General features: G+C 38.9%; 20 protein-coding genes and 1 pseudogene. 15 read left to right on the top strand and 6 right to left on the bottom strand.

Going from position 1 to position 25,147, the window contains the following annotated elements:
* Positions 1-43 precede the first annotated feature (43 nt).
* The 9 genes from rplA (at position 44) to MLC44_RS01825 (ending at position 14,948) form a co-directional block, all read left to right on the top strand.
* Complete coding sequence (rplA, locus tag MLC44_RS01785) at positions 44-736, top strand: 50S ribosomal protein L1 (protein WP_418640973.1); 693 nt, start codon at positions 44-46, stop codon at positions 734-736.
* Positions 737-954: 218 nt separating this feature from the next.
* A complete protein-coding gene (gene rplJ / locus MLC44_RS01790) occupies positions 955-1,440 on the top strand; it encodes a 50S ribosomal protein L10 (protein ID WP_151901151.1) in 486 nt (161 codons plus the stop codon).
* A gap of 180 nt (positions 1,441-1,620) precedes the next feature.
* A complete protein-coding gene (rplL, locus tag MLC44_RS01795; protein ID WP_151901150.1) occupies positions 1,621-1,992 on the top strand; it encodes a 50S ribosomal protein L7/L12 in 372 nt (123 codons plus the stop codon).
* A gap of 212 nt (positions 1,993-2,204) precedes the next feature.
* Complete coding sequence (gene rpoB / locus MLC44_RS01800) at positions 2,205-6,350, top strand: DNA-directed RNA polymerase subunit beta (RefSeq protein ID WP_346389247.1); 4,146 nt, start codon at positions 2,205-2,207, stop codon at positions 6,348-6,350.
* Entirely contained in the window at positions 6,343-10,863 is a 4,521-nt protein-coding gene (gene rpoC, locus MLC44_RS01805; RefSeq protein ID WP_151901148.1) for a DNA-directed RNA polymerase subunit beta', read from the top strand. Before rpoB ends, rpoC begins: the two co-directional genes overlap by 8 nt.
* 254 nt (positions 10,864-11,117) lie before the next feature.
* Complete coding sequence (gene rpsL / locus MLC44_RS01810; protein WP_151901147.1) at positions 11,118-11,492, top strand: 30S ribosomal protein S12; 375 nt, start codon at positions 11,118-11,120, stop codon at positions 11,490-11,492.
* Between the two features lie 108 nt (positions 11,493-11,600).
* Positions 11,601-12,068: a 30S ribosomal protein S7 gene (gene rpsG, locus MLC44_RS01815; protein WP_226067598.1), complete on the top strand. Its 468-nt coding sequence runs from the start codon at positions 11,601-11,603 to the stop codon at positions 12,066-12,068.
* Between the two features lie 11 nt (positions 12,069-12,079).
* Positions 12,080-14,170: an elongation factor G gene (gene fusA / locus MLC44_RS01820; protein WP_346389248.1), complete on the top strand. Its 2,091-nt coding sequence runs from the start codon at positions 12,080-12,082 to the stop codon at positions 14,168-14,170.
* Positions 14,171-14,279: 109 nt separating this feature from the next.
* A complete protein-coding gene (locus MLC44_RS01825) occupies positions 14,280-14,948 on the top strand; it encodes a hypothetical protein (RefSeq protein ID WP_151901144.1) in 669 nt (222 codons plus the stop codon).
* Here the strand turns inward: MLC44_RS01825 and MLC44_RS01830 are convergent.
* On the bottom strand, positions 14,935-15,648 hold the full coding sequence (locus MLC44_RS01830) for an arginyltransferase (RefSeq protein WP_434658204.1): 714 nt from the start codon (positions 15,646-15,648) through the stop codon (positions 14,935-14,937). The genes MLC44_RS01825 and MLC44_RS01830 overlap by 14 nt on opposite strands.
* A gap of 107 nt (positions 15,649-15,755) precedes the next feature.
* Here MLC44_RS01830 and MLC44_RS01835 point away from each other — a divergent pair, with 107 nt between their 5' ends.
* Positions 15,756-16,025: a hypothetical protein gene (locus MLC44_RS01835; protein WP_434658206.1), complete on the top strand. Its 270-nt coding sequence runs from the start codon at positions 15,756-15,758 to the stop codon at positions 16,023-16,025.
* Here MLC44_RS01835 and prfB read toward each other — a convergent pair.
* Positions 16,022-17,119, bottom strand: coding sequence for a peptide chain release factor 2 (prfB, locus tag MLC44_RS01840; protein WP_434658209.1), 1,098 nt, complete (start codon positions 17,117-17,119; stop codon positions 16,022-16,024). The two genes, MLC44_RS01835 and prfB, sit on opposite strands and share 4 nt — an antisense overlap.
* A 62-nt stretch (positions 17,120-17,181) precedes the next feature.
* Here prfB and panC point away from each other — a divergent pair, with 62 nt between their 5' ends.
* The gene (gene panC, locus MLC44_RS01845; RefSeq protein ID WP_151901140.1) at positions 17,182-18,003 is read left to right on the top strand and encodes a pantoate--beta-alanine ligase; all 822 of its coding nucleotides are present in this window, start codon (positions 17,182-17,184) and stop codon (positions 18,001-18,003) included.
* Here panC and MLC44_RS01850 read toward each other — a convergent pair.
* From MLC44_RS01850 to flgB, 4 genes and pseudogenes are all read right to left on the bottom strand, one after another.
* Positions 17,980-19,739: pseudogene (locus MLC44_RS01850) on the bottom strand (peptidoglycan D,D-transpeptidase FtsI family protein). The gene panC and the pseudogene MLC44_RS01850 overlap by 24 nt on opposite strands.
* A 24-nt stretch (positions 19,740-19,763) precedes the next feature.
* Positions 19,764-20,063 carry a flagellar hook-basal body complex protein FliE gene (fliE, locus tag MLC44_RS01855; protein ID WP_151901138.1) on the bottom strand — a complete coding sequence of 100 codons (300 nt, stop codon included), beginning with the start codon at positions 20,061-20,063 and terminating at the stop codon, positions 19,764-19,766.
* 18 nt (positions 20,064-20,081) lie between these two features.
* Positions 20,082-20,576: a flagellar basal body rod protein FlgC gene (gene flgC, locus MLC44_RS01860; protein WP_193151109.1), complete on the bottom strand. Its 495-nt coding sequence runs from the start codon at positions 20,574-20,576 to the stop codon at positions 20,082-20,084.
* Positions 20,577-20,588: 12 nt separating this feature from the next.
* Positions 20,589-21,020 carry a flagellar basal body rod protein FlgB gene (flgB, locus tag MLC44_RS01865; RefSeq protein WP_346389570.1) on the bottom strand — a complete coding sequence of 144 codons (432 nt, stop codon included), beginning with the start codon at positions 21,018-21,020 and terminating at the stop codon, positions 20,589-20,591.
* A 241-nt stretch (positions 21,021-21,261) separates the two neighbouring features.
* Here flgB and MLC44_RS01870 point away from each other — a divergent pair, with 241 nt between their 5' ends.
* The 4 genes from MLC44_RS01870 (at position 21,262) to MLC44_RS01885 (ending at position 25,094) form a co-directional block, all read left to right on the top strand.
* Positions 21,262-21,702 carry a type II secretion system protein gene (locus MLC44_RS01870; RefSeq protein ID WP_346389254.1) on the top strand — a complete coding sequence of 147 codons (441 nt, stop codon included), beginning with the start codon at positions 21,262-21,264 and terminating at the stop codon, positions 21,700-21,702.
* Positions 21,703-21,845: 143 nt separating this feature from the next.
* Positions 21,846-22,310: a type II secretion system protein gene (locus MLC44_RS01875; protein WP_346389255.1), complete on the top strand. Its 465-nt coding sequence runs from the start codon at positions 21,846-21,848 to the stop codon at positions 22,308-22,310.
* Positions 22,311-22,327: 17 nt separating this feature from the next.
* Entirely contained in the window at positions 22,328-22,813 is a 486-nt protein-coding gene (locus tag MLC44_RS01880) for a type II secretion system protein (protein WP_434637510.1), read from the top strand.
* A 370-nt stretch (positions 22,814-23,183) separates the two neighbouring features.
* Positions 23,184-25,094 carry a primosomal protein N' gene (locus MLC44_RS01885; protein ID WP_434658901.1) on the top strand — a complete coding sequence of 637 codons (1,911 nt, stop codon included), beginning with the start codon at positions 23,184-23,186 and terminating at the stop codon, positions 25,092-25,094.
* Positions 25,095-25,147 lie beyond the last annotated feature (53 nt).

Genomic DNA, 25,147 nt, shown 5'->3' on the forward strand with positions numbered 1-25,147 from the left:
GTGATTTCAAAATTATGTGGCAGAATTAATATGGAGATTTGTAATGAGCAAAAGATATAAACAATTATTAGAAAAAATTGACAAAACAAAATCATACAGTGTAGAAGAAGCTTCTGCAACAGTAAAAGATTTAAAAAGTGCAAAGTTCGACGAAACAGTTGAAATTGCAATGAACTTGAATGTAGATCCTCGTCACGCAGACCAAATGGTTCGTGGTGCTATCGTTCTTCCTCATGGAACCGGTAAAACAGTTCGTGTTGCTGTATTTGCCAAAGGTGCCAAAGCTGATGAAGCAAAAGCTGCAGGTGCAGACATCGTTGGAACTGATGATTTGGTTGCACAAATCAAAGAAGGTATATTTAACTTTGATGTTGTTGTTGCAGCACCTGACTGTATGGGTCTTGTAGGTCAAATTGGTCGTATTCTTGGGCCAAAAGGATTGATGCCAAATCCTAAAACTGGAACTGTAACACCTGATGTTGCAACAGCTGTGAAAAATGTCAAAGGCGGCCAGGTTAACTTTAGAGTTGACAAAAAAGGTAATATCCATGCCGGTATAGGGAAAGCAAGTTTTGAAGCTTCTCAAATAGCAGAGAATTTAACAACATTTCTTTCTGCAATCAATAAACAAAAACCTGCCTCTGCAAAAGGGCGTTATATTAAAAATGCAGCATTGAGTCTAACTATGAGTCCTGCAGTTAAACTTGATGTTGTAGAGTTGGCAGATATCAAATAAACGGGCTAAAGCCCCTCATAGGAAAAAACCAAATTTTTTCCTATGCTGAAATAAAAGTTTTTATTGTAGTATAAAATATATATTACAATAAAGATTTTCATTTTGGAAATCTGAATTACTTGGACTAAAGATAGTTGGGGGTATCTGCCGTGTCGGCAGTGAACTTAATCGTACCCTTTCGCCCCGCTTGAAGTTATGTCTGGAAAGGAGAACTATATATGCTTAAGTCAAAAAAAGCTGAAGTAATTGAGCAGTTAACTACTTCATTTGCCAATACTACGGCAGTTGTTATATGTGACTACAAAGGTTTAACTGTAAGTGAACTTGAAGAGTTGCGTAAATCTGCTCGTGCAAAAGACACAAGTGTTCAGGTTGTTAAAAATACTTTAGCAACAATTGCACTGAATAATGCTGAGATGAGTGGTGTTGAAATCAAAGATACAAATATTTTTATTTGGTCTGATGATGTTATCAATGCTGCTAAAATCGCGGCTGATTTCGCCAAAGATCATGACAAGTTCGTGATTAAAGCCGGTTATTTAGATAAAGAACCTGCAGACGTAGCTAAAATCGAAGCATTCGCCAAACTTCCTGGTCGTGATGAACTTCTCGGTATGCTTGCTGCTACCTGGATGGCTCCAATTACAAATATGGCAATTGGAATCGATGCTTTACGCAAAAAGAAAGAAGAAGAGGAAGCATAGTCTTTCACTTTTATGAAATGAGGTTACGATTTAAAATCGTTAATGGGAAAATCGTGCTGGCACGATGAGCCTCCCGCTGAGGGAAACCTAGTGTTAACGCAGATAGGAGAATTACTTCTCCTGTCGTCATTAACAAGTAAAAGGTTTCCTTAATTTTTGAAAAAAATAAAGGAGCTTAATATGGCTGTTACTAAAGAAGATGTATTAGAGTTTATTTCTGGACTTTCTGTTTTAGAATTATCTGAACTTGTTAAAGAGTTTGAAGAAAAATTTGGTGTTTCTGCACAACCTGTTGCTGTTGCCGGTGTTGCCGGTGATGCTGGCGCTGCTGCTGCTGAGCAGACTGAATTCAATGTTGTTTTAACTGATGTCGGTGCGAAAAAAATCGGTGTTATTAAAGCGGTTCGTGCATTAACTGGTCTTGGACTCAAAGAAGCAAAAGAAGCATGTGAAAGTTTACCGTCTACAATCAAAGAGGGTGTAGATAAAGAAACTGCTGAAGAGGCAAAAGCTGCTTTAGAAGAAGCTGGTGCTACAGTAGAAGTTAAGTAGTCTTAACTTAAAAACAAAGAGGGTTTTGTCCCTCTTTTTTGGGCGCTTTAGCGAAGAGAACGGACTCTCTTGGCTAAAGTGCCCTTATGTCGTTTATAAGCACTATAAAAAATCTCTTAATACCTAAGAGTAAAACAATCTATCTGGTGACGACTGGATACGATATGCTTGAACTTATCAAGTCCCTAATTAACAACTTATCGAGGTAGCCTATGTTAAACACTTTATATTCCGGAAACCGTCTTCGTATAGACTTCTCTAAAACTCCTCAAGAAATTGAAGTACCAAATTTACTCCAACTGCAACAAAGCTCATATGATACATTTTTAATGTTAAATGCAAAAGACAGAGCAACAAGCGGTATTGAAAAAGTTTTTCAATCTGTTTTTCCTATTCATGATGCACAAAACAGATTAACTGTTGAATATATCGGTTCTGAAGTCACGAACCCAAAATATACCGTTCGTGAATGTATGGAAAGAGGACTTACCTATGCAGTAAGCCTTAGAATGAAAACACGCCTTATTTTGTGGGACAGAGATGAAAACACAAAAGAAAAACTTGGTGTAAAAGATATAAAAGAGCAGAGTATATTTGTTCGTGATATTCCGCTTATGACCGATAGAACTTCTTTTATTATCAACGGTGTTGAACGCGTTGTAGTCAACCAGTTACACCGATCACCTGGTGTTATCTTTAAAGAAGAAGAGTCAACTACTGCAGGAAACAAATTAATTTATACCGGACAGATTATTCCTGACCGCGGTTCATGGCTCTATTTTGAGTATGATCCTAAAGATATTCTCTATATGAGAATCAATAAACGTCGTAAAGTACCTGTAACAATCATGTTCCGTGCTTTGGGATATTCCAAACAGGATATTTTAAAACTCTTTTACCCGATTCAGACAATAAAAATCAATGACAATACTTTTTCTATGGATTTTAATCCTAAAGATTATGCAACACGTATCTCTTATGATTTGGTTGATATGAACGGTAAAGTGCTTGTTGCTGCAGGCAAAAGACTTTCAAGCAAAAAAGTACAAAAACTTTTAGATGACGGTGTGAAAGAAGTTCAGTATCCTTTGGAAATACTCTTGGACAGATATTTGGCTGAGCCTATCATTGACCCGGAAACAGGGGAAGTGTTATTTGATACAATGACACATATAGATGAGACCAAATTAAAGAAAATGGCTGAAATTGGCGTAACAGAATTCAAAATTGCCAATGATATTGCCGAAGGTGTTGACAGTTCTATTATCAACGCATTCAATGCCGATACAGATTCTCTGAAGCTTTTAAAACAGACAGAAGATATTGAAGATGAGAATGATTTGGCTGCGATTCGTATCTACAAAGTGATGCGTCCGGGCGAGCCTGTAACCAAAGAGGCTGCAAAAATATTTGTAAACCAGCTTTTCTTTGATCCTGAGAGATATGATTTGACTCAGGTTGGTCGTATGAAAATGAATCACAAACTTGGAATGAATATTCCTGAGTATGTGACTGTTTTAACACACGAAGATATTATAGAATCTGTAAAATATGTTATTAAAGTAAAAAACGGACAGGGTCACCTGGATGACAGAGACCACTTGGGTAATCGTCGTATTCGTTCCATCGGTGAATTATTAGGAAATGAATTACACAACGGTCTTGTGAAAATGCAAAAAGCAATTCGTGACAAGCTCTCTACTATGAGCGGACCGATGAATGAGCTTATGCCTCATGATTTGATTAACTCAAAAATGATTACCTCTACAATCATGGAATTCTTTTCAGGCGGTCAGCTTTCTCAGTTTATGGACCAGACAAATCCACTCTCTGAAGTGACACACAAACGTCGTCTTTCGGCTCTTGGTGAAGGCGGTCTTGTCAAAGAACGTGCCGGATTTGAAGTGCGTGATGTCCATCCTACACATTATGGCAGAATCTGTCCTGTTGAAACGCCGGAGGGACAAAATATCGGTCTTATCAATACACTTGCAATGTATGCAAAAGTAAACGAGCATGGATTTATTGAAGCTCCTTACAAAGTAATGAAAGACGGAAAAGTTACTCATGAAATAGTTTATCTGACGGCAACACAGGAAGAGGGTAAAAAAATTGCCGCAGCTTCTAACAAACTGGATGAAAACGGCCAGTTTATTGAAGACCTGATTGCTGTAAGACAGGACGGGGAAATCCTTTTACGTGATCCCAAAGAGTGTGAATATGCAGATCTCTCTTCACAGATGGTTGTCGGTGTAGCCGCTTCACTGATTCCGTTCTTGGAGCATGATGATGCCAACCGTGCACTTATGGGATCAAACATGCAACGTCAGGCAGTGCCTCTTTTACGTGCAAATGCACCAATGGTCGGAACGGGCGTTGAAAAACTGGTTGCCCGTGATGCATGGGAATGTGTCAAAGCAAAACGTGCCGGTAAAATTGAAAAAGTTGACGGTAAACACATTTATGTGATGGGTGAAGAAGACGGCGAAATCTTTATTGACTATTATCCGTTACAAAAAAATCTTCGAACCAACCAAAACACCTCTTTTACACAAAAACCGATTGTAAAAGTCGGTGAAATGGTAAAGAAAAACCAGATCATTGCCGATGGTCCAAATATGGACAAAGGGGAACTGGCGCTTGGTGTCAATGCAATGGTTGCTTTCATGCCGTGGAACGGGTATAACTTTGAGGATGCTATAGTCATCTCAGAACGTTTAATCCGTCAAGACGCTTTTACTTCAGTGCATATTTATGAAAAAGAGGTAGAAGCCCGTGAATTGAAACACGGTGTCGAAGAGATTACCCGTGATATCCCGAATGTTCGTGATGATGAACTGGCACATCTCGATGAATCAGGTATTGTCAAAATCGGTACAAATGTAAAAGGCGGTATGATTCTTGTCGGAAAAGTTTCTCCAAAAGGGGAAGTGAAACCAACACCGGAAGAGCGTCTTTTACGCGCAATTTTTGGCGAAAAAGCCGGTCATGTCGTCAATAAATCACTCTACTGTCCGCCGTCAATGGAAGGGGTGGTTGTAGATATTAAAGTATTTACAAAAAAAGGTTATGACAAAGATCCCCGTGCATTGGAACTTGAAAAAGAGGAGAGAGACTACCTTGAACGCGAGCATTATGACAGACTTATTATGATAGATAAAGAAGAGATGCTTCGTGTGACAAAACTTCTCACCCGTGAACCGTTACAGAGTGACATCAAAATAGGTGATACCGAGTATAAGGCCGGAGAAAAAATCAACGGAGATGATTTAAAAGAAGTAAACCGTTTTGCTATGAATGCAATCGTCAAATCTTTTTCACAAGAGATTCAGGATGAGTACAACAAAACGAAAAGTCATTTCCAGAAGCAAAAAAGAGTTTTCAGAGATGAACATGAAGAGAAACTCACTATATTGGAAAAAGACGACATTTTACCAAACGGTGTTGTGAAGTATGTAAAAATCTATATAGCAACAAAACGTCATCTCAAAGTCGGTGACAAGATGGCCGGACGTCACGGAAACAAAGGTATTGTTTCTATTATAGTTCCTGAGGTAGATATGCCGTATATGGAAGACGGACGTTCTGTTGATGTCTGTTTGAATCCGCTTGGTGTACCTTCTCGTATGAATATCGGTCAGATTTTGGAAATGCACCTCGGTATGGCAGGTCGTGAACTCGGCGATCAGATACAGGCAGAGTTTGACTCAAAACAAAAAGACTATATACAAAATCTTCGTGCAAAAATGATCGAAATAGCTGATGTTGCAGGAATGATGAAAGCTTCTGAAGTAATCGGAAATATGAGTGATGAAGAGTTTCTGATCCATGCAAGAGACTGGGCCAAGGGTGTTAAATTTGCTGCACCTATTTTTGAAGGGACAAATGCTGAAGAGTTTGAAAAACTCTACAAACTGGCAAATATGGATGCTGACGGCAAACGTGTACTTTATGACGGAAAAACCGGTGAGAAGATGAAAGAGCGTGTCAATGTCGGTTACATGTACATCTTAAAACTGCATCACCTGGTAGACGAAAAGATCCATGCCCGTTCAACCGGACCATACTCGCTTGTTACACAACAACCGGTTGGTGGTAAAGCACTCTTTGGTGGTCAAAGATTCGGTGAGATGGAAGTCTGGGCACTTGAAGCATATGGTGCTTCAGCAGTTCTAAAAGAGATGTTGACTATCAAATCAGATGATGTTGATGGTCGTGTACGTGCTTACAAAGCACTTACAAAAGGTGAATTGGTACCAGAATCTGGTATTCCTGAAACACTATTTGTATTAACAAAAGAGCTGCAGGCATTGGCTCTTGATGTAGATATTATGGACGAGGTAGAAGACGATGAGTAAATTAGTACCGGTAGAAGTAACAGAAGACAGCAGACCAAAAGATATAAAACAGCTCCAGTTCCGTTTGGCATCCCCTGAAAAGGTAATGTCATGGAGTCACGGAGAGGTTAAAAAGCCAGAAACTATTAATTATCGTACTTTAAAACCTGAGCGTGACGGTTTGTTTTGTGCAAAAATCTTTGGACCTGTAAGGGACTATGAGTGTCTTTGCGGCAAGTATAAAAAGATGCGCTATAAAGGTGTGGTATGTGAAAAATGTGGTGTTGAAGTAACATCTACAAAAGTACGTCGTACACGTATGGGACATATTGAATTGGTGACTCCGGTTGCACATATATGGTATGTAAGTTCACTGCCTTCTCGTATCGGTACGCTGCTTGGTATCAAAATGAAAGATTTAGAGCGTGTACTCTATTATGAAGCGTATATCGTCGAAGAGGGCGGAGAGTCCTATTATGATGCAGAGGCTAAAACTCCGGTTTTAAAATATGATGTTTTAAATGAAGAGCAGTACCGTACACTTGTGCAGAGATTTGGTGAGCTTGGTTTCAAAGCCCGTATGGGTGGTGAAGTGATTCGTGATTTATTGGATTCTATTGATTTGGTTGACCTTTTTACTAACTTAAAAGAAGCGATTGGCGAAACAAAATCTGAGGCAAAGAAAAAAACGATTAACAAACGTCTGAAAGTTATTGAGTCATTTTTAAATTCAGGCAACAACCCTGCCTGGATGATGCTGACTGTGCTGCCGGTTCTCCCACCGGATTTACGTCCGTTGGTATCACTTGACGGCGGTAAGTTTGCCGTATCTGATGTAAATGATTTATATCGTCGTGTTATTAACCGTAACCAGCGTTTAAAACGTCTTGTAGAACTTGAAGCACCTGAAATTATTGTCAGAAACGAAAAGCGTATGTTACAGGAGTCTGTAGATGCACTTTTTGACAACGGTCGTCGTGCAAATGCGGTAAAAGGCGCAAACAAACGTCCTTTGAAATCTTTAAGTGAAATCATTAAAGGAAAGCAGGGGCGTTTCCGTCAGAATCTTCTTGGAAAGCGTGTTGACTTTTCCGGACGTTCTGTCATTGTAGTCGGACCGTCTTTGCGAATGGATGAGTGCGGACTGCCGAAAAAAATGGCACTCGAACTCTTTAAGCCGCATTTGATTGCAAAACTTGAAGACAAAGGTTACGCAACAACGGTAAAAGCTGCCAAAAAAATGATAGAAGAAAAAACAAATGAAGTTTGGGAGTGTCTTGCAGAGATTGTTGACGGGTATCCGATTATGCTCAACCGTGCACCGACACTGCATAAACTTTCTATTCAGGCGTTTCACCCTAAACTGATAGACGGAAAAGCAATTCAGCTTCACCCATTGGTTTGTGCGGCATTTAATGCCGACTTTGACGGGGATCAGATGGCTGTACACGTACCGCTTTCTTCTGCTGCCATAGCTGAATGTAAAGTGTTGATGCTGGCTTCTATGAACATTTTGCTTCCTGCATCCGGAAAGGCTATTGCTACACCTTCTCAGGATATGGTACTTGGTATTTACTATCTTTCACTTGAGAAAAACGGTGTGAAGGGTTCTAACAAACTTTTTGCAAATGTTGATGAGATCCGAATTGCTTTAGAACATGACGCACTTGACTTGCACGCTAAGGTTAGAACACGTGTTGACGGACGTATTATTCACACAACTGCAGGTCGTCTTTTGATTAAGGCAATTCTTCCTGATTTTGTTCCGGCTGAGCTTTGGAACAAAGTAATGAAGAAAAAAGCTATTAATGAGATTGTTGATTATGTACAAAAACACGGGGGAATCGGCATTACTGCATCTTTCCTTGACCGTTTGAAAGATTTGGGTTTCAAGCATGCGACAGAAGCCGGTGTGTCAATTTCAGCGGATGATATTCGTGTGCCTGATATGAAACCTGCAAAAATTGCAGAGTCTAAAGCAAGAGTCATTGAGATTCAAAAACAGTTTGAAGCGGGACTGTTGACTGAGCAGGAACGTTACAATAAGATCATTGATGTTTGGACAGATACAAACAATACACTTGCAGCAGAAATGATGCAGCTTGTACAGACGGACAAAGACGGTTTTAACTCTATTCATATGATGGCAGATTCCGGTGCTCGTGGTTCTGCAGCGCAGATTCGCCAGCTTGCCGGTATGCGTGGTCTGATGGCTAAGCCTTCTGGAGAGATCATCGAGACACCGATTATTTCTAACTTTAAAGAGGGTCTTAATGTTATTGAATACTTTATTTCAACACACGGTGCGCGTAAAGGTCTTGCAGATACGGCACTTAAAACTGCCAATGCAGGGTATTTGACTCGTAAACTTGTTGATGTTGCACAGAATGTTAAAATTGTTGAGCATGACTGCCATACGCACGAAGGGATAGAGATTTCTGATATATCTGATCAAAATACATTGATAGAATCATTGGAAGACAGACTCAACGGTCGTGTTCTTGCGGATGATGTTATTGACCCTATCTCCAATGAAATTCTTTATGCTGAGGGAACACTTTTAGATGAAGTTTCTGCAAAAGTTATTGCTGAGTCAGGTATCAAAACAGCAGTAATCAGAACACCGACTACATGTAAAAGCGAAGAAGGTGTATGTGCCCTGTGTTATGGTGTGAACCTTGCAACCGGATATATTGTTCGTCCTGGTGAAGCGATAGGTATTATTGCGGCACAGTCTATCGGTGAGCCTGGTACACAGTTGACACTGCGTACATTCCACGTTGGTGGAACGGCATCTTCTACTGCACAGGAACGTCAGGTTGTTGCAGAAAAAGAAGGTTTTATACGTTATTACAACCTTAAAACGTATAAAAACAAAGAGGGTAAAAATATTGTTGCCAATCGCCGTAATGCGGGTGTTTTACTGGTTGAACCAAAAATCAAAGCACCGTTTGCGGGAACTGTTGAGATTCAGACGATTCATGATGAAGTCATTATCAGTGTAAAATCCGAAGATGAAACTGTTCGTTATTCACTGCGTAAGCTTGAAATAGCGAAGCCGAATGAACTTGCGGGAGTAAGCGGACAGATTGAAGGAAAATACTATTTCCCTCATAAAAACGGGGAAAAAGTCGAGGCACTGGATTCTATTGTTGAAACAATCAAAGACGGATGGAACGTACCTAGCCGTATTCCGTATGCATCAGAACTTTTAGTTGATGACGGTGCACCTGTTACGAAAAAGATTCTTGCAAAAGAAGAGGGTACTGTGAAGTACTTCTTGCTCAAAGGGGACTACCTTGAGAGATTTGAAGGACTGAAGTCAGGATATGAAGTTGTAGAAAAAGGTCTTTTTGCCGCTGTAATTGATACAAACAACCGTGAAGCGATTCGTCATTATATTGCACGCGGTTCAGTTATTGTAACAGATGACAATGAAAGTGTAGACAGAGATACAGTTATTGCGAAACCTTCCTCTGATGAATCAGTTGTGATCGCCGAATGGGATCCGTACTCTAACCCGATTATTTCAGAAGCTAACGGTGTTGTGAAATATGAAGATATCATTGTCGGAACAACTGCGAGTGAGCAGCTTGATGAGTTGACCGGTAAAACGCGTTTGATGATTAATGACCACATCTCTTCAGAGTATAAGCCTGCAATAGTACTGGCAACAGAAGACGGAGAACTTTTGCGTTATGCAATTGAGCCAAAATCATCTGTGTATGTTGCTGACGGTGCTGAAGTGAAAGTGGCTGACATATTGGCAAAAACGCCAAAAGCATTGCAAAAATCATCAGATATTACCGGGGGTCTTCCACGTGTATCTGAACTTTTTGAAGGTCGTCGTCCTAAAGCAACCGCACTGATTTCTGAAATTGACGGTGTGGTCAGCTTTGGAAAACCGCTTCGCGGAAAAGTAAGAATTATTGTCAGCAATGCAGACAACGGAATTGTAAAAGAGTATTTTGTTGACAAATCACATGAACCGGTTGTAAACCCTGGCGACTTTGTGCATGCCGGTGAGCGATTGACTACGGGTATTTTATCTTCTCATGAACTTTTACGTATCATGGGTGTCAAAGCACTGTATAACTATCTTGTGTCTGAAGTACAGCAGGTATATCGTTCTCAAGGGGTTAACATTGCCGACAAACACATTGAAGTCATCTTTACCCAAATGTTGCGTCAGGTAAAAATTGTAAAATCTGGCGATACAAAATTCATAGAAGGTGATTTGGTTTCCAAGGTGAAATTTACTCAGGAAAATGAAAAGATTATGCGTCTTGGCGGTCGTCCTGCGATTGCTGAACCGTTCCTGGTCGGTATTACTCGTGCGGCAGTTTCAGCTGACTCTATTATTTCAGCGGCATCATTCCAGGATACTACGAAAGTATTGACAGAAGCGGCAGTTTCGGCAAAAGTTGACAATCTTGAAAACCTGAAAGAAAATGTTATTATCGGCCGTACTATTCCTGTTGGAACCGGTATCTACAAAGATCAAAATATAGAATTTGAGATTGAAGAAGAGTAGAGGTTTCTTTTTATATTCAGAATATGAGCAAAGCCCATATTCTGATCACTGCGTTCGGCACTAAAGCTAGTCTCTTTACGAGAGCCAGAGTTTTTTACATTAGTAATATGTGCACACTAATCTAAGATCCACTTTAATAATTCCTTAAAATAAGCTAACTTTAATTACAATTTTTGTATTATTTCGTGTCTATAACTCTCTAAAATTTTTAGTGAGTTTTATTCTACTGGAAAATTTAAGAAAAAAGGAATTGTATGCCTACAATCAATCAATTGATTCGTAAAGAGCGTAAACGTGTGATTAAAAAATCAAAATCACCTGCTCTTGACTCATGTCCACAGCGTCGTGGTGTATGTACACGTGTTTACACAACTACACCTAAAAAACCTAACTCGGCTTTAAGAAAAGTTGCGAAAGTCAGACTGACTTCCGGTTTTGAAGTTATCTCATATATCGGTGGTGAAGGTCACAATCTTCAAGAACACTCTATCGTACTTGTACGTGGTGGTCGTATTAAAGATTTACCTGGTGTGAAGTATCACATCGTTCGTGGTGCACTTGATACTGCCGGTGTTGCTAACCGTATGGTTGCCCGTTCTAAATACGGAACTAAGAAACCGAAAAAATAATCTGAGATTATTTTTTTAATATATAAATTCAATAGCTACAGGATTAATCTTTAGTGATTAATTTTGAGTAAATTTGAAGAATACAAATTGAAGTAAGGAAAATTACAAATGAGAAGAAGAAAAGCTCCCGTTCGTGAAATTATGCCAGATCCTGTTTATGGAAGCAAAATTTTAACGAAATTTATTAACAAAATCATGTTAGATGGTAAAAAATCTACAGCTGAAAAAATCATCTACAGTGCAATGGACATCATTAGCTCTCGTGGAGAAAAATCAGGAATAGACACATTTAATGAAGCTATTGAGAATATCAAACCTATTATAGAGGTTAAAAGTCGCCGTGTCGGTGGTGCTACTTATCAAGTTCCAGTAGAAGTACGCCCGGTGCGTCAGCAGTCTCTTGCAATCAGATGGTTGGTTGATGCAGCTCGTAAACGTAATGAAAGAACAATGGCTGAGAGATTGGCAAATGAATTCATGGATGCTGCATCAGACAAAGGTTCAGCATTTAAGAAAAAAGAAGATACATATAAAATGGCAGAAGCTAATAAAGCATTTGCTCATTACAGATGGTAACAGGATAACATATGCCAAGAAGTCATAAATTAGAAGATGTAAGAAACATCGGTATTGCTGCACATATTGATGCGGGTAAAACGACAACAACAGAAAGAATTCTTTTCTATACTGGTGTTGAGCATAAAATCGGTGAGGTCCATGACGGGGCTGCTACTATGGACTGGATGGAACAAGAGCAGGAGCGTGGTATTACGATTACTTCTGCTGCGACTACCTGTGAGTGGAACGGAAAACAGATAAATATTATCGATACTCCGGGCCACGTTGACTTTACTATTGAAGTTGAGCGTTCTATGCGTGTACTTGACGGTGCTGTTTCAGTATTCTGTGCTGTTGGTGGGGTACAACCACAATCAGAAACAGTTTGGAGACAACGTAATCGTTATAAAGTTCCATCTATTGTTTTTGTTAACAAAATGGACAGAACTGGTGCAGATTTCTATGAAGTTGAGCGTCAGATTCGTGAGCGTCTTAAAGGGAATCCTATGCCTTTTCAGTTACCTATCGGTGCTGAAGACAAGTTTGAAGGTGTTGTTGATTTAGTTAAAATGAAAGAGATTGTCTGGGATGAAGATGCTGCGATGGGTTCAAATTACCATGTACAGGATATTCGTCCTGAGTTACAGGAAATTGCAGACGAATACAGAGAAAAAATGCTTGAGACTTTAGCTGAAGTTGAAGGCAATGATGATTTTGCTGAAAAATTCCTCGAAGGCGAAGAAATTTCTGAAGAAGAAATCAAAGCGGCTATCAAATCTGCAACAATCGGCATGGCTGTTGTTCCGATGACTCCGGGTACTGCATTTAAAAACAAAGGTGTTCAAACTCTGCTTGACGCTGTTGTTGACTATCTTCCTTCACCGGTTGAAGCACCGCCAATCATGGGTACTATGATGGATGATGAAGAGAAAGAAGTTGTTGTTGAATCAACTGATGACGGTCCTTTTGCTTCACTTGCTTTCAAAATTATGACTGACCCGTTTGTGGGTGTTCTTACATTTATCCGTGTATACCGCGGTTCTTTAGAATCAGGCTCGTACGTACACAACACGACAAAAGACAAAAAAGAGCGTATCGGCCGTATCTTGAAAATGCATGCTATCAAGCGTGAAGAGATCAAAGAGATATATGCCGGTGAAATCGGTGCCGTTGTCGGATTAAAATCAACAACTACCGGTGATACTTTATGTGATCCTGCTGAGAAAGTTGTACTGGAAAGAATGGACTTCCCTGAGCCGGTTATCTCTGTTGCGGTTGAGCCAAAAACAAAAGCTGACCAGGAAAAAATGGGTATAGCCCTTGGTAAACTTGCTGCTGAAGATCCGTCTTTCAGAGTACACACTGATGATGAAACAGGTCAGACTATTATTTCAGGAATGGGTGAGTTACACCTTGAAATTCTTGTTGACAGAATGAAACGTGAATTCAAAGTTGAAGCAGAAGTCGGTGCTCCGCAGGTTTCTTACCGTGAAACAATCAAGAAAGAAGTCAACCAGGAATACAAGTATGCAAAACAGTCTGGCGGTCGTGGTCAGTTTGGTCATGTGTTCTTGAAAGTGAAGCCGGGTGAGCCTGATTCTGGTTTTGTATTTCACAACGAAATCAAAGGGGGAACTGTTCCAAGAGAATATATTCCTGCTGTTGAAAAAGGTTGTGAAGAAGCGATGCAGGCAGGTGTTCTTGCGGGTTATCCTATGGAAGATATTGATGTTACACTGTATGACGGTTCTTACCATGATGTGGATTCAAATGAAATGGCGTTTAAACTCGCTGCTTCAATGGGATTTAAAGAAGCCTGTCGTAAAGCAGATGCTGCTATACTTGAGCCGATGATGAAAGTTGAAGTTGAAGTTCCTGAAGAGTATATGGGTGATGTTATCGGTGACTTGAACCGTAGACGCGGACAGGTAAACAATATGAGTGACCGTGCCGGTAACAAAATTATTGATGCTTTTGTTCCACTTGCCGAAATGTTCGGTTACTCAACCGACCTTCGTTCTGCAACTCAGGGACGTGCAACATATGCAATGGAATTTGATCATTATGAAGAAGTTCCAAGAAATATAGCTGAAGAGATTCAGAAAAAACGTAACGGATAGTATTTTCGTCACAAACTCTCCTTTCTTCTCTCTTTAACGAGAGAGGAGTCTTTCTTCTTTTAAAAATAAAATTCTGTTATAATGGTAAAAATTTTTCAGGCTGATTTGAATGCATAAAATACTACTTTTACTTATACTCGTTACACTGCTTGCGGCACAAAATCCAAAAGCTTTTTCTGCGCTTGGTGATATTGTTTACAATAATGTAGATAAAATTCAGAAGCTTGCAAATATAGATGAGTACGCACCGTACGAAAAGAAAATACAAGAGTATGCTACTGCTGTCAAAAAGTTGAAAAAAGAGGGTTTTTCATTGGATGAGGGAGCGGTTAAAGACAAGATGCGCTATCTAAACAGATTAAGAGAACTTTCACGAACAAATGATTTTTTTGTACGCTCTGTCAAAAGAAATTTGGATTTGGCAATCGAAAATGAAAATTCAAAACTTTTTACAAAACTGGCAAACAGCGGACTGATTGATGAAAAAAGAAGTAAAAGCAAGATACTCGATTACTATTTTGCACATTCTGATGATGTCAATACAACAGGAATAATACAAAAATATTTGGATGAAGATAAAAAACTACAGGCAAAAAAAGAGCGTAAAAAAAGCCTGCTGCAACGAAAAAAAGAACGAGAATTGGAAAAAATTCAAAGAATCAGAAAAAAAGACAAACTCGAACAGCAAAAACTGGAAGAGCAACTTAACAAAGAAGTACAAAAGAAAAAGTTACAAATTAGAGAAGAACAAAAAAAAGAGCTCTCTAAGACCATATAAATTTTTCGTGTTCGTGCGGTCTGCCTTGAAGCGTGAGGTAAGGAGTATACTGGGCTTTATAAGAAAGAGAAGGGCATCCTTCTACATAGTACCCCAAATATATCCATTTTTTGTTTGTATTTTTAGCATATTTTATCTGATTATACAGGGAGAGTTTACCTAAGGAGTATTGGGCATAATCAGGATCATAATAAAAATAGATTGATGATATTCCGTTTTCAAGAATATCTATCAAATCTACTGCAATAAGCTTTTCCTGATCATAATACAGTACTTCATAGCCAAAGTCAGCATGGCCTGTGACAAAAGAGTTATAGTAGTGCTGTGCAGTTGTCGCAGAGTAGTCCCACCCTTTTTTATCATGCATATAAAGATGGTACTTTTCAAACAGTTCAAGGTGCTCCTGGGTTACACTCGGTATCTGTATGTAAGAAGTAATATCTTTGGATTTTTTGATAACTCTTTTTGCAGATTTGCTGAATGCATAGTTTTCTACATCAATTTTAATACTCTGGCATTCTGTACATGCAGTGCATATGGGTCTAAAGTACATTTTTCCAAAACGACGGTATCCTCGTTCAATCAGGGCTTCACAAGATTTGGAGTCACAGTTGTTGATCACTTTATAGTGTGTAGTTTGTTTTTTGCCGCTCAGATAGGAGCACGTATCATCAAGTAAAAATTCTTTAAGTAGATTCATACCGGGATTTTGACATAATTTGCTTTAGAAACAGCAAAAGAAAAAGAGAGAAGATGGAATTTTTTTTAAAACATAAGATTGTTATTTTAAGGTCAGTTGGCATATTCATGTTTCTTATCAGTTTTGCAGTACATTTTTGGACGACACCCAAAATCGCAATGAGTGCAAATGAGGTAGCGGCAGCCAATGTTGCAAGAATTGAAGCCAGTGTTTCAGGGCATGTGCCAGGTGTAAAAAAAGCTAAACCGGACATAGCCACTTTCAGGGAGTCTTTAGTAAGTGCACAGCAACAGCAAAAAAAGTATCTTACGATTTTTGCAATGCTGCTTGGAGTATTGTTTCTAGGCTACAGTTTTATAAAAAAAGAGCAAGACTAAGTACGGTTCATAGCTATTAAAACACCCTCAATCATTGTATCAATATCTCCGTCAAGGATACCAGAGACATTAGAGTAGGCTTCATTGCTTCTTGTGTCTTTGATTTGCTGGTAAGGCTGCATAACATAGGAGCGTATCTGATGCCCCCAGCCTATTTCACTTTTGGCGATACCTACTTCTTTTGCTTTTTGTTCTTCAAGTTCTAATTCATAGAGGCGGGATTTGAGCATTTTCATCGCTGTTGCTTTGTTTTTGTGCTGGCTTCTGTCATTTTGGCACTGTACGACAACACCTGTGGCGATATGGGTTAGGCGTATGGCAGATTCGGTTTTGTTAACATGCTGTCCGCCCGCACCGCTTGAGCGGTAGGTGTCAATGCGTATGTCTTTGTCTTCTATGGTAATGTCTATATCATCATCAATTTCGGGAGAGACCATAACAGAGGCAAAAGAGGTATGACGTTTGGCATTGGAATCAAACGGTGAAATTCTTACAAGTCTGTGAATACCGTTTTCAACCTTGAGATACCCATAGGCATTCTCTCCCTTTATAAGTATGGAAACATCTTTGATGCCTGCTTCATCTCCTGCCTGGTAATCCAAAACCTCTACTTTGAAGCCGCGCCGCTCTGCCCAGCGTTTATACATTCGAAGCAGCATCTCTGCCCAGTCCTGGGACTCTGTTCCTCCTGCACCGGGATGAATAGAAAGAATGGCATTATTGGCATCGGTTTCACCGCTTAGCAGGACTTCAATTTCCATATCACGAATCTGTTTTTCCAAATTTGGCGCATCTTCGTAAAGTGCTTCGAGTGATTCTGTATCATTCTCTTCTTTAGCCATTTCATAAAGTTCTTTTGCGTCATCAACAGCATTTTTGGCAGTATTGTATTTGTCAAGTTTTCTTTGAAGCTGAGTTTTTTCTTTTTGTATTTTGGCGGCATAAGCAGCATCGTTCCAAAAATCCTGGTCATTTTCCATAGTCTCAATCTCTTTGAGTCTCTTGTGGATTTTTTCCGGTTCGACAACCTCGGTAATGTTTTTCATTTTTGCATCAATATTTTTTAAAAGTTCTGTGTATTCGTAGTTATCCATATTCCATCACTTAGGGGCATTAAATTTGTTATAATTGCGATTATATTATATCAGGGCTTAAAATGAAGATTATATCAAATCCTTTGGCATTAAAACAATACTTAAAAGATGAAAATAAAACCGTAGGTTTTGTGCCTACCATGGGTGCTTTGCATGAAGGGCATATTGCTTTGATAAAACGCGCAAGACAAGAGAATGAAACAGTGGTAGTTTCTGTCTTTGTCAATCCTGCACAGTTTTTGGCAGGTGAAGATTTAGACAAATATCCGAAAAAAGATGATGCCGATAAGAAAATATGTGAATTGGCAGGCGTAGATATCCTTTTTTTCCCAACTGCTTCAGATATATACAGTAAGGATGAAGTGAAAATCTGTGCGCCTAATGTACGTGGATATGTTTTAGAAGGGGCAACAAGACCGGGGCATTTCAGCGGTGTTTTGAGAGTTGTTATGAAACTGCTCAATATTGTCTCCCCGACAAGAGCCTACTTTGGAAAAAAAGATGCACAACAACTTAATCTCATCAGTCTTATGGTAAAACAGTTTTTCATGGATGTTGAAATTGTTCCTGTAGATATCGTTCGCGATAATGATGGACTGGCACTCAGCAGCAGAAATGTATATCTTTCAAAAGCACAAAGGGAAGAAGCCTTAAAAATTCCAAAGTCATTATATGCAGCTTCAAAGCTAATCAGTAAAAATATTTTGGATACAGTAAAAATTAAAGAGGAGATGCACGCTATCTTGTCTCCTTTGGAAGTAAAATATGTAGAAGTACTTAATCGTGACTTTGAAGTAATAAAGAAAGTACAAATCGGCAATACTGTTATTCTTGTGGAGGCGATTGTAGGTGAAACAAGGCTACTTGACAATATTTGGCTCTAAATAACCCTCTTCTATCATAATATCAACCGCTTTTTTAAAGACAGGAACAGCAGTTTGGGCTGCAAACTGGCTTTTTTTAGGCTGTATAACAATGACACCTATAGTGTATTTGTGCTTTTTGTCATTGGCGAATCCCATAAAAGCGGTGTTGTATTTCCTTACATACTGTCCTTTTTCAACAATGTGCGCAGTTCCTGTTTTTCCACCGATTTGCAATCCTTTTGTGATGGCTTTTTTCCGGTGCCTTCATTCACGGTTTTGAGTAAAATTTTATTCATTCTTTTGGCAGTTGCACTTTTTATAACCTGCACACTCTCCTCATAACCGAGTTCTTTTACAGTGCCGTGTTCATCTATAAAACTTTTGACAAGTTTAGGTTTTACCATGCGCCCGTTATTGTTAAAAGCACTGTAGGCACGGAGCAGTTGCATAAGATTTGCACGGATGCCGTAACCATAGGCACAGGTAGCTTTGTATATTTCATTTTCAAGCCGTTTGGCACTTGGAACAGAACCTTTTCTTTCATAAATCAAATCAGGTGTGGATTTGCTTGCAAAGCCAAATTTTTTCAGCCCTTGATAAAAGTCATACCCGGAGAGTCTTTGTGCCAGTTGGGCTATACCGATATTTGAAGAGTAGACTATAACATTCTCAGCCGAAAGCCAGTCAAATCTGTGCTCGTCAGTAATAACCTTTCTCCCTATTTTAAAGCGTCCGTTATGTCCGTTTACCAAATCATAGGGATTCACAAGTTTGTGTTCCAGGAGCAGGGCAAAAGTGATAGGTTTCAGAACACTTCCCGGCTCAAAACTGTACTCTATCATAGAACTGTTGAGAGAGGGATAGTCCCTGCGTCTAATCTTTTTTGGCAAATATCTGTTGGAACTGGCTATAGCATAGACATCACCTGTTTTGGAGTCCATAATAGCAATCATAACCTCTTTTGCACGGAGTTCTTTTTTCATACTGTCAAGCATCTTTTCTATGCGTATTTGAAAAGAAACCGGAATGGTCAGTTTAATGTCAAGCCCGTTTATTTTTGGTTTGGTAAAGCTCTCTTTATTTAAAATAATGTAGCTGTTTACATCACGTTTGCCTCTGCTGTAGCCGTCCTGTCTGGGTGAGAGTTCGTTGTCAAATCTTTTTTCAAGTCCTTTGACTCCTTTGATGGAGGTATATCCGTCTTCTTCTATTTTATGCGGATAGCCTATAACAGGGGTAAGCAGGGTTCCATAAGGATACTCCCGGCTTTCCCCGCTCTCAAGTATGCTGAGCCCATGCACAGAACGAAGTCCTGTTGCCGGGTTTTTTAACTCTAAAAATACTTTAAAGCGTCGCAGTTCTCTCGCGAGTGTTTTGAGATAATGTGCTTTTATTTGTGGCACATTATAACTCAAAACGACAACACCTTTGCGTTTGGAGAGTCTTTTTTCAATGGCCTTTGGTGTCATACCTGAGTAAATACTGAAAAGCTTTACAAACAACTCTTTTTTATCAGGGTCGATGTATCTGGTATTGACAACTGCTTTATAGAGTTTTTTTGTTGTAGCTATGTGAAAACCGTCTGCACTGATGATACTGCCACGTTGTGCTTTTGAGCTTTCTGTTGCATACAAAGAGGGCATACGGCGTGATTTTGTGGCAGTGAGAAGCATAACGCTTAAAAAAACCGCAAAAGCAAGAGAAATAAGGACATAAAGAAGGAATATTTTTTTACTTTTGTTACGGTTTAGCATGAAGTTATTATGTGCAGAGGCAGATTATAATTGTGTTCTGCCAATCTCTTTGTAGGCATTTAATGCTTTGTTTCGAATCTCTAACATAAGTTTCATACTTGTTTCTGCTTTGCCGATTGCAAGAGCTGCCTGATGGAGATCTTTTACCTGGCCTGTTGCCAAATCGGCTATAGCTTCTTCGCTCTCTTTTTGAATCTCATTAACCTCATTGAGGGCTGATTTTAACTGCTGAGCAAAAGCTTCGCCACCGGTTTTTTCAGTACTGCCTTTTTGTTTTAAAAGGTCTGCTGTTGAAGCACCGGAAATATTATTAATGTTGTTCATAATCTTTCACTTCCTTTTTTACTGTAACAGTGATATGGCAGCGTTTGCCATATCCTTTGCACTTTGAAATGCCGCAACATTTGCCTGGTAGGAGCGTGTTGCCTCTACCAAATCGGACATTTCCACAACAGGATTAATATTTGGATATGCCACATATCCGTTTGCATCTGCATCCGGGTTGTTTGGCTCAAATTTCATAAGAGGTTTGCTGTCGTCTCTTACAATTTTGTCAACTACTACACTCATTATAGCAGGATTTACCTTTTGTCCAAATTGTCCTTCATTCAAAGGGTCTTGATATTTGGCACTTTGTGCAGTCTCACCCAGAGCTTTGTTGTATACATCATTAAAGTTTACTGCTTTAAAAACAACCTCTTTGCGACGATAGGGTCCGCCTTCTTCTGTTCTTGTTGTCTGGGCATTGGCTATATTGCTTGAAATGACATTGACACGGACTCTTTGGGCTGAGAGTCCGTATCCGCTGATATCAAAACTGTTGAGAAAGTTACTCATGGTTGTCTATCCTTAATTTACTTTTGCAGAAGCATCTATGACACTTTTGAAAATGCCTGCATCTTTTTTGGCTGCCATGACAATGGCATTAAACATAATGGAGTTCTTGCTCATTTCGGTTGTTTCGACATCTATATCGACAGAGTTACCGTCATTGCGAGCCATATGTCCGTCTCTGAAAAAGAGTGTGGGTTTGAGATCGCTTGTCTCTTCTTTTGGCGCCAAATGATTGGCATTGGTACGAGCCATTTTCAACTGATGTGTATTATCCTGATAAAGGGCATTTTTTTGTGCAATCAAAGCATCTTCAAAGCTGATATCTCTCGGTTTGTAATAAGGCGTGTCCGCATTGGCAATATTTGATGCTATCATATCCTGACGTGCAACACGATAGTCCATCGCTTTCGTTAAAAGAGAATGGGTTTTGGAAATTTCAATGCTCATCAATGACTCCTTGTTTACATGTAATAACAGATAATAAGCAACTTTTATTCCAAATATTTTATCAGCCGGCATTACAATACCGGTTCCTAAATCATTCCCTCCCGGAATCCGTACTTTAGTGCGGACCATGTGTCTTTTAAATTGAAAACAATCAGATTAAGCAAACTTTAATGAAAATAGGTCCATAATGTTTTCTAAGATTACCAGTGTAATCCAATTTTTAAAAATATAAGGAGTTCTTATGAAAAGAGCTGGTTTTACAATGATCGAATTGATCTTCGTTATCGTTATTTTAGGTATTTTGGCAGCAGTTGCCATTCCAAAACTTGCAGCGACGCGTACGGATGCACAAGTTTCAAAAATTTCTACAGAAGCAGCAACACTTGTAAGTGAGTTAGGCACTTTTTATACAGCACAAGGTACTTTTAAAGGTAAAGATACTGCAGATATTACAAATATATCACTTAAAACAGCTGATAATGATCTTCAAAATAATGATACAATTGTTTTGGGCGATGATAATAATAATACGTGTTTAGAAATTAAATTTAACAATGTTGATGATGGAAACATAACAGTAAGTGCAGATAATGCTAGTGGAACAGTTTGTACAGCTGTAAAAGAAGCGACTGCAGATTTACAAAAAACATATAACTTTGGTGGCTCAAACGTAGCTTACTAAAATACTTTGTTGCATCTTTAAATGAGATGCAACAAATGACTTCTTTTTAAAACTTCCGTGTCTTCTATTCTTTTTTAAAACCTTAAAGTTACTCTTATAATAAAAACGATACTATTAAATTTAAAAAAATATAAAGGGTTTTTATGCATACAGGTTTTCACAGAGCATTTACAATGATAGAACTCATATTTGTCATTGTTATTTTAGGTATCTTGGCAGCTGTAGCACTTCCAAAACTCTCTGCAACAAGAGGCGATGCACAAGTTTCTAAAATAGCAATGAATATAATGACAGGGGCATCTGAAATTGCTTCGTATGCAATGAGTAAAGCAAAAACTGAAAACAATTTGTCTGTAATGTCCAATGCCATATCTTCCTTGGAAAACACAGGAGAAGCGGCTATTTCTACAGCAGATAAGAAAGCAGTTTTTAAAGTGGGTTCTGTAAATGATTGTGCTACAATACAGATACAGACAGGTCCAAATGATGATAATTTAACACTCTCTTTTGGTAATGCCGGCAGTGATACACTCTGTACAGCACTGCAAAGTGCAATAGATGCCACGCAATACCCTATGAAACTCCGCGGAACATCTGTTACTTATTGAAAAAAGGTTATATGTTTATGAAAAAATCAAAACAGGCAGCCCAAGGGCACTCGTTGCAAAACGCTTTTACAATGATAGAGCTTGTCTTTGTCATTGTTGTGTTGGGTATCTTGGCAAGTATTGCCATTCCCAAGTTTGCTGCAACAAGAACAGATGCCCAGATAAGCAAAGGACGTGCAGATATTGCCTCTATACGCTCTGCTATAATTACAGACAGACAGGCACATATTATTCAAGGCGATCCGGATTATATATCGGGTTTGAGTCAAAACAGTACAACTCTTTTTGACGGAAACGGAACAGTAGGCAGAGAACTTTTGATGTATGGAGTGACTGCAGCAACAACTGACGGACATTGGAGCACAACAGACAATACTGCACCTTATTTACATTATGTATATAAAGTGGGCGGTAAAAACTGTGCCTTTACCTATAGCCCTACAACAGGTAGATTTGATTTAAATACCGGTCAAGATACAATTTGCGATAAACTTGTAGACTAAATAATTAATCGAAATTCGAGTATAATTAAGTATGGCTAAAATAGATGAGATAAAAGAGCATATTGGCGCACTGAAGAGTTATTTGAATATTCTAGTCGCTATTATATTAACACTGGGTACAGGTGTATCAAGGTTGTATGTTTCCAATAATATAACAATTCTCTTTTGACTTTATTTATTATAATATCACGGAGTATTCATTCGAATATAAAAAGATTAAAGGATTTATAAAATGGATTTGGCAACAATTGCAATTGTAGCAGTAGCAGTTCTTTTTGCAGCTACAATAATATACGGAACAAAACAAATAATCGAAATTGATAGTTAGTACTGTATCATATAGTGTAAATAAATCTTTTTAAATTTGCGTATAAATTACTACAATATAGCACTCATAGGTTCACCACTTGGTGAGTTTACCTATCACTCAGAACAAGAGATAGAAATCGGCACCCGTGTCACTGTACATGTAAGAAACAGAGTAGTAAACGGCGTTGTTATTGCTACATGTAAACAGCCTGATTTTAAAACACATGAAATTTTAGAAGTGAGTGCATTTTGTTTTTCAGACAAACAGCTCATTTTGGCAAAGTTTATAGCCTCTTATTATATCTGCTCACTCGGAGATGCTTTGGCTTTAATATTGCCGCATAAATCAGCCGGCACTGAAGTACCGGTTCCGGATGCAAATGAAACTGAGGCCGCAGCCCTCGGAACCCAGACTTCAGTCTGGGCTGCACGTCATAAGGACATAAAAAGTACCTCAAAAATTATACTTTCATCAAAACAGGAAAAAGCACTCACCTTCTTAAAACAACACAAAGTCTCCCTTCTTTTCGGCGATACAGGCAGCGGAAAAACAGAAGTCTATATGAAATACTTTGAACAGATGATTCAAGAAGAAAAAACATCCATCTTTTTAATGCCTGAAATCTCTCTGACACCGCAGATGTCCAAACGTCTCAAAGAACATTTTGGTGAAGATTTTGTGATGTGGCATTCAAAACTCACCCCATTGGCAAAGAAAAAAGCACTGGAAAAAATATATGCAGGTGAAGCAAAAATCATTGCAGGTGCCCGTTCAGCTCTTTTTTTGCCTGTCAAAAATCTGGGACTCATTGTTGTAGATGAGGAGCATGATGAGAGTTATAAGTCATCTTCAAGACCGCGATACAATGCAAGAGATCTGGCCATATATATGGGAAAATTATATGCTGTTCCCGTAGTGCTTGGCAGTGCGACACCCTCACTGAACTCATATGTGAAATTTCCTCATTTCAGGCTCAAAGGGGGACATTTCAGTGCAGATAAAAAATTTATATATGAAAAAAGTGCGGAAACTCTTTCGCCTTTGATTCTGAAAAATTTGCAAGAAGTTATTGAAAAAAAAGAGCAGTCCATTGTCTTTTTGCCCACACGTGCCAATTTTAAATATTTGCAGTGTCAAGACTGCGGGCATACTATAAAATGTGCCTTTTGCAGTGTCGGTATGAGCGTACATCAGCATTCACGCGCACTTAAATGCCACTATTGTAATTTTACGCAGGCTATACCGCAAGTCTGTCCGGAGTGTCACAGTCAGAATTTGTCCAGTTCTAGACTTGGAACGGCAGAAGCGGCAAAAATTTTAAGTGAAATTTTTCCAGAAACAAAAATAGAACAGTTTGACAGAGATGTCATCACAACCGCGAATAAACTCAAAAAAGCATTAAAGCGTTTTAATGACAAAGAGAGTGATATTCTTGTCGGCACTCAAATGCTCTCAAAAGGGCATGATTATCACGGAGTCACTTTGGCTGTGGTTTTGGGTATGGACAACATGCTGAACATGGGTGATTACCGTGCGCGGGAAAAAGCGCTTGCTTCTTTGATTCAGGTAGCCGGACGAAGCGGACGGGCAAAAGATGCAAAGGTCATTGTGCAGACTTTCAATGAAGATTTTTTCAAAGCATATATAGAAAAATATGAAGACTTTTTGGAAGAAGAAAAGGTTTTCAGAAAAGAACTTTACCCGCCTTATAAAAAACTGTGTCGTATTTTGTTTGCCCATAAAAACGGAGCAAAAGCACAAGAACAGATGCGAAAAATGCATGAAAATCTGCTTACATGTAAAGGTGTGGAAATTGTCGGTGCAAAAAAATGTGCCATAGAAAAAGTGGCGAACAAGTACAGATTTGAGATACTTTTGCGGGCTGATAAAAGCACCGATATCATAAAAGCAGTAAAAAAAGCTAAAGTGGCTTTGGCAGAAATAGATATGGACCCCATAGAGTTTGGGTAGTTCATATGAGGGATTTTTGGCTGTAATGCCTCAAAGCCAAGACTAAAGTCTCA

The sequence above is a fragment of the Sulfurimonas sp. NW9 genome, from assembly GCF_051132275.1.
Classification (GTDB): domain Bacteria; phylum Campylobacterota; class Campylobacteria; order Campylobacterales; family Sulfurimonadaceae; genus Sulfurimonas; species Sulfurimonas hydrogeniphila.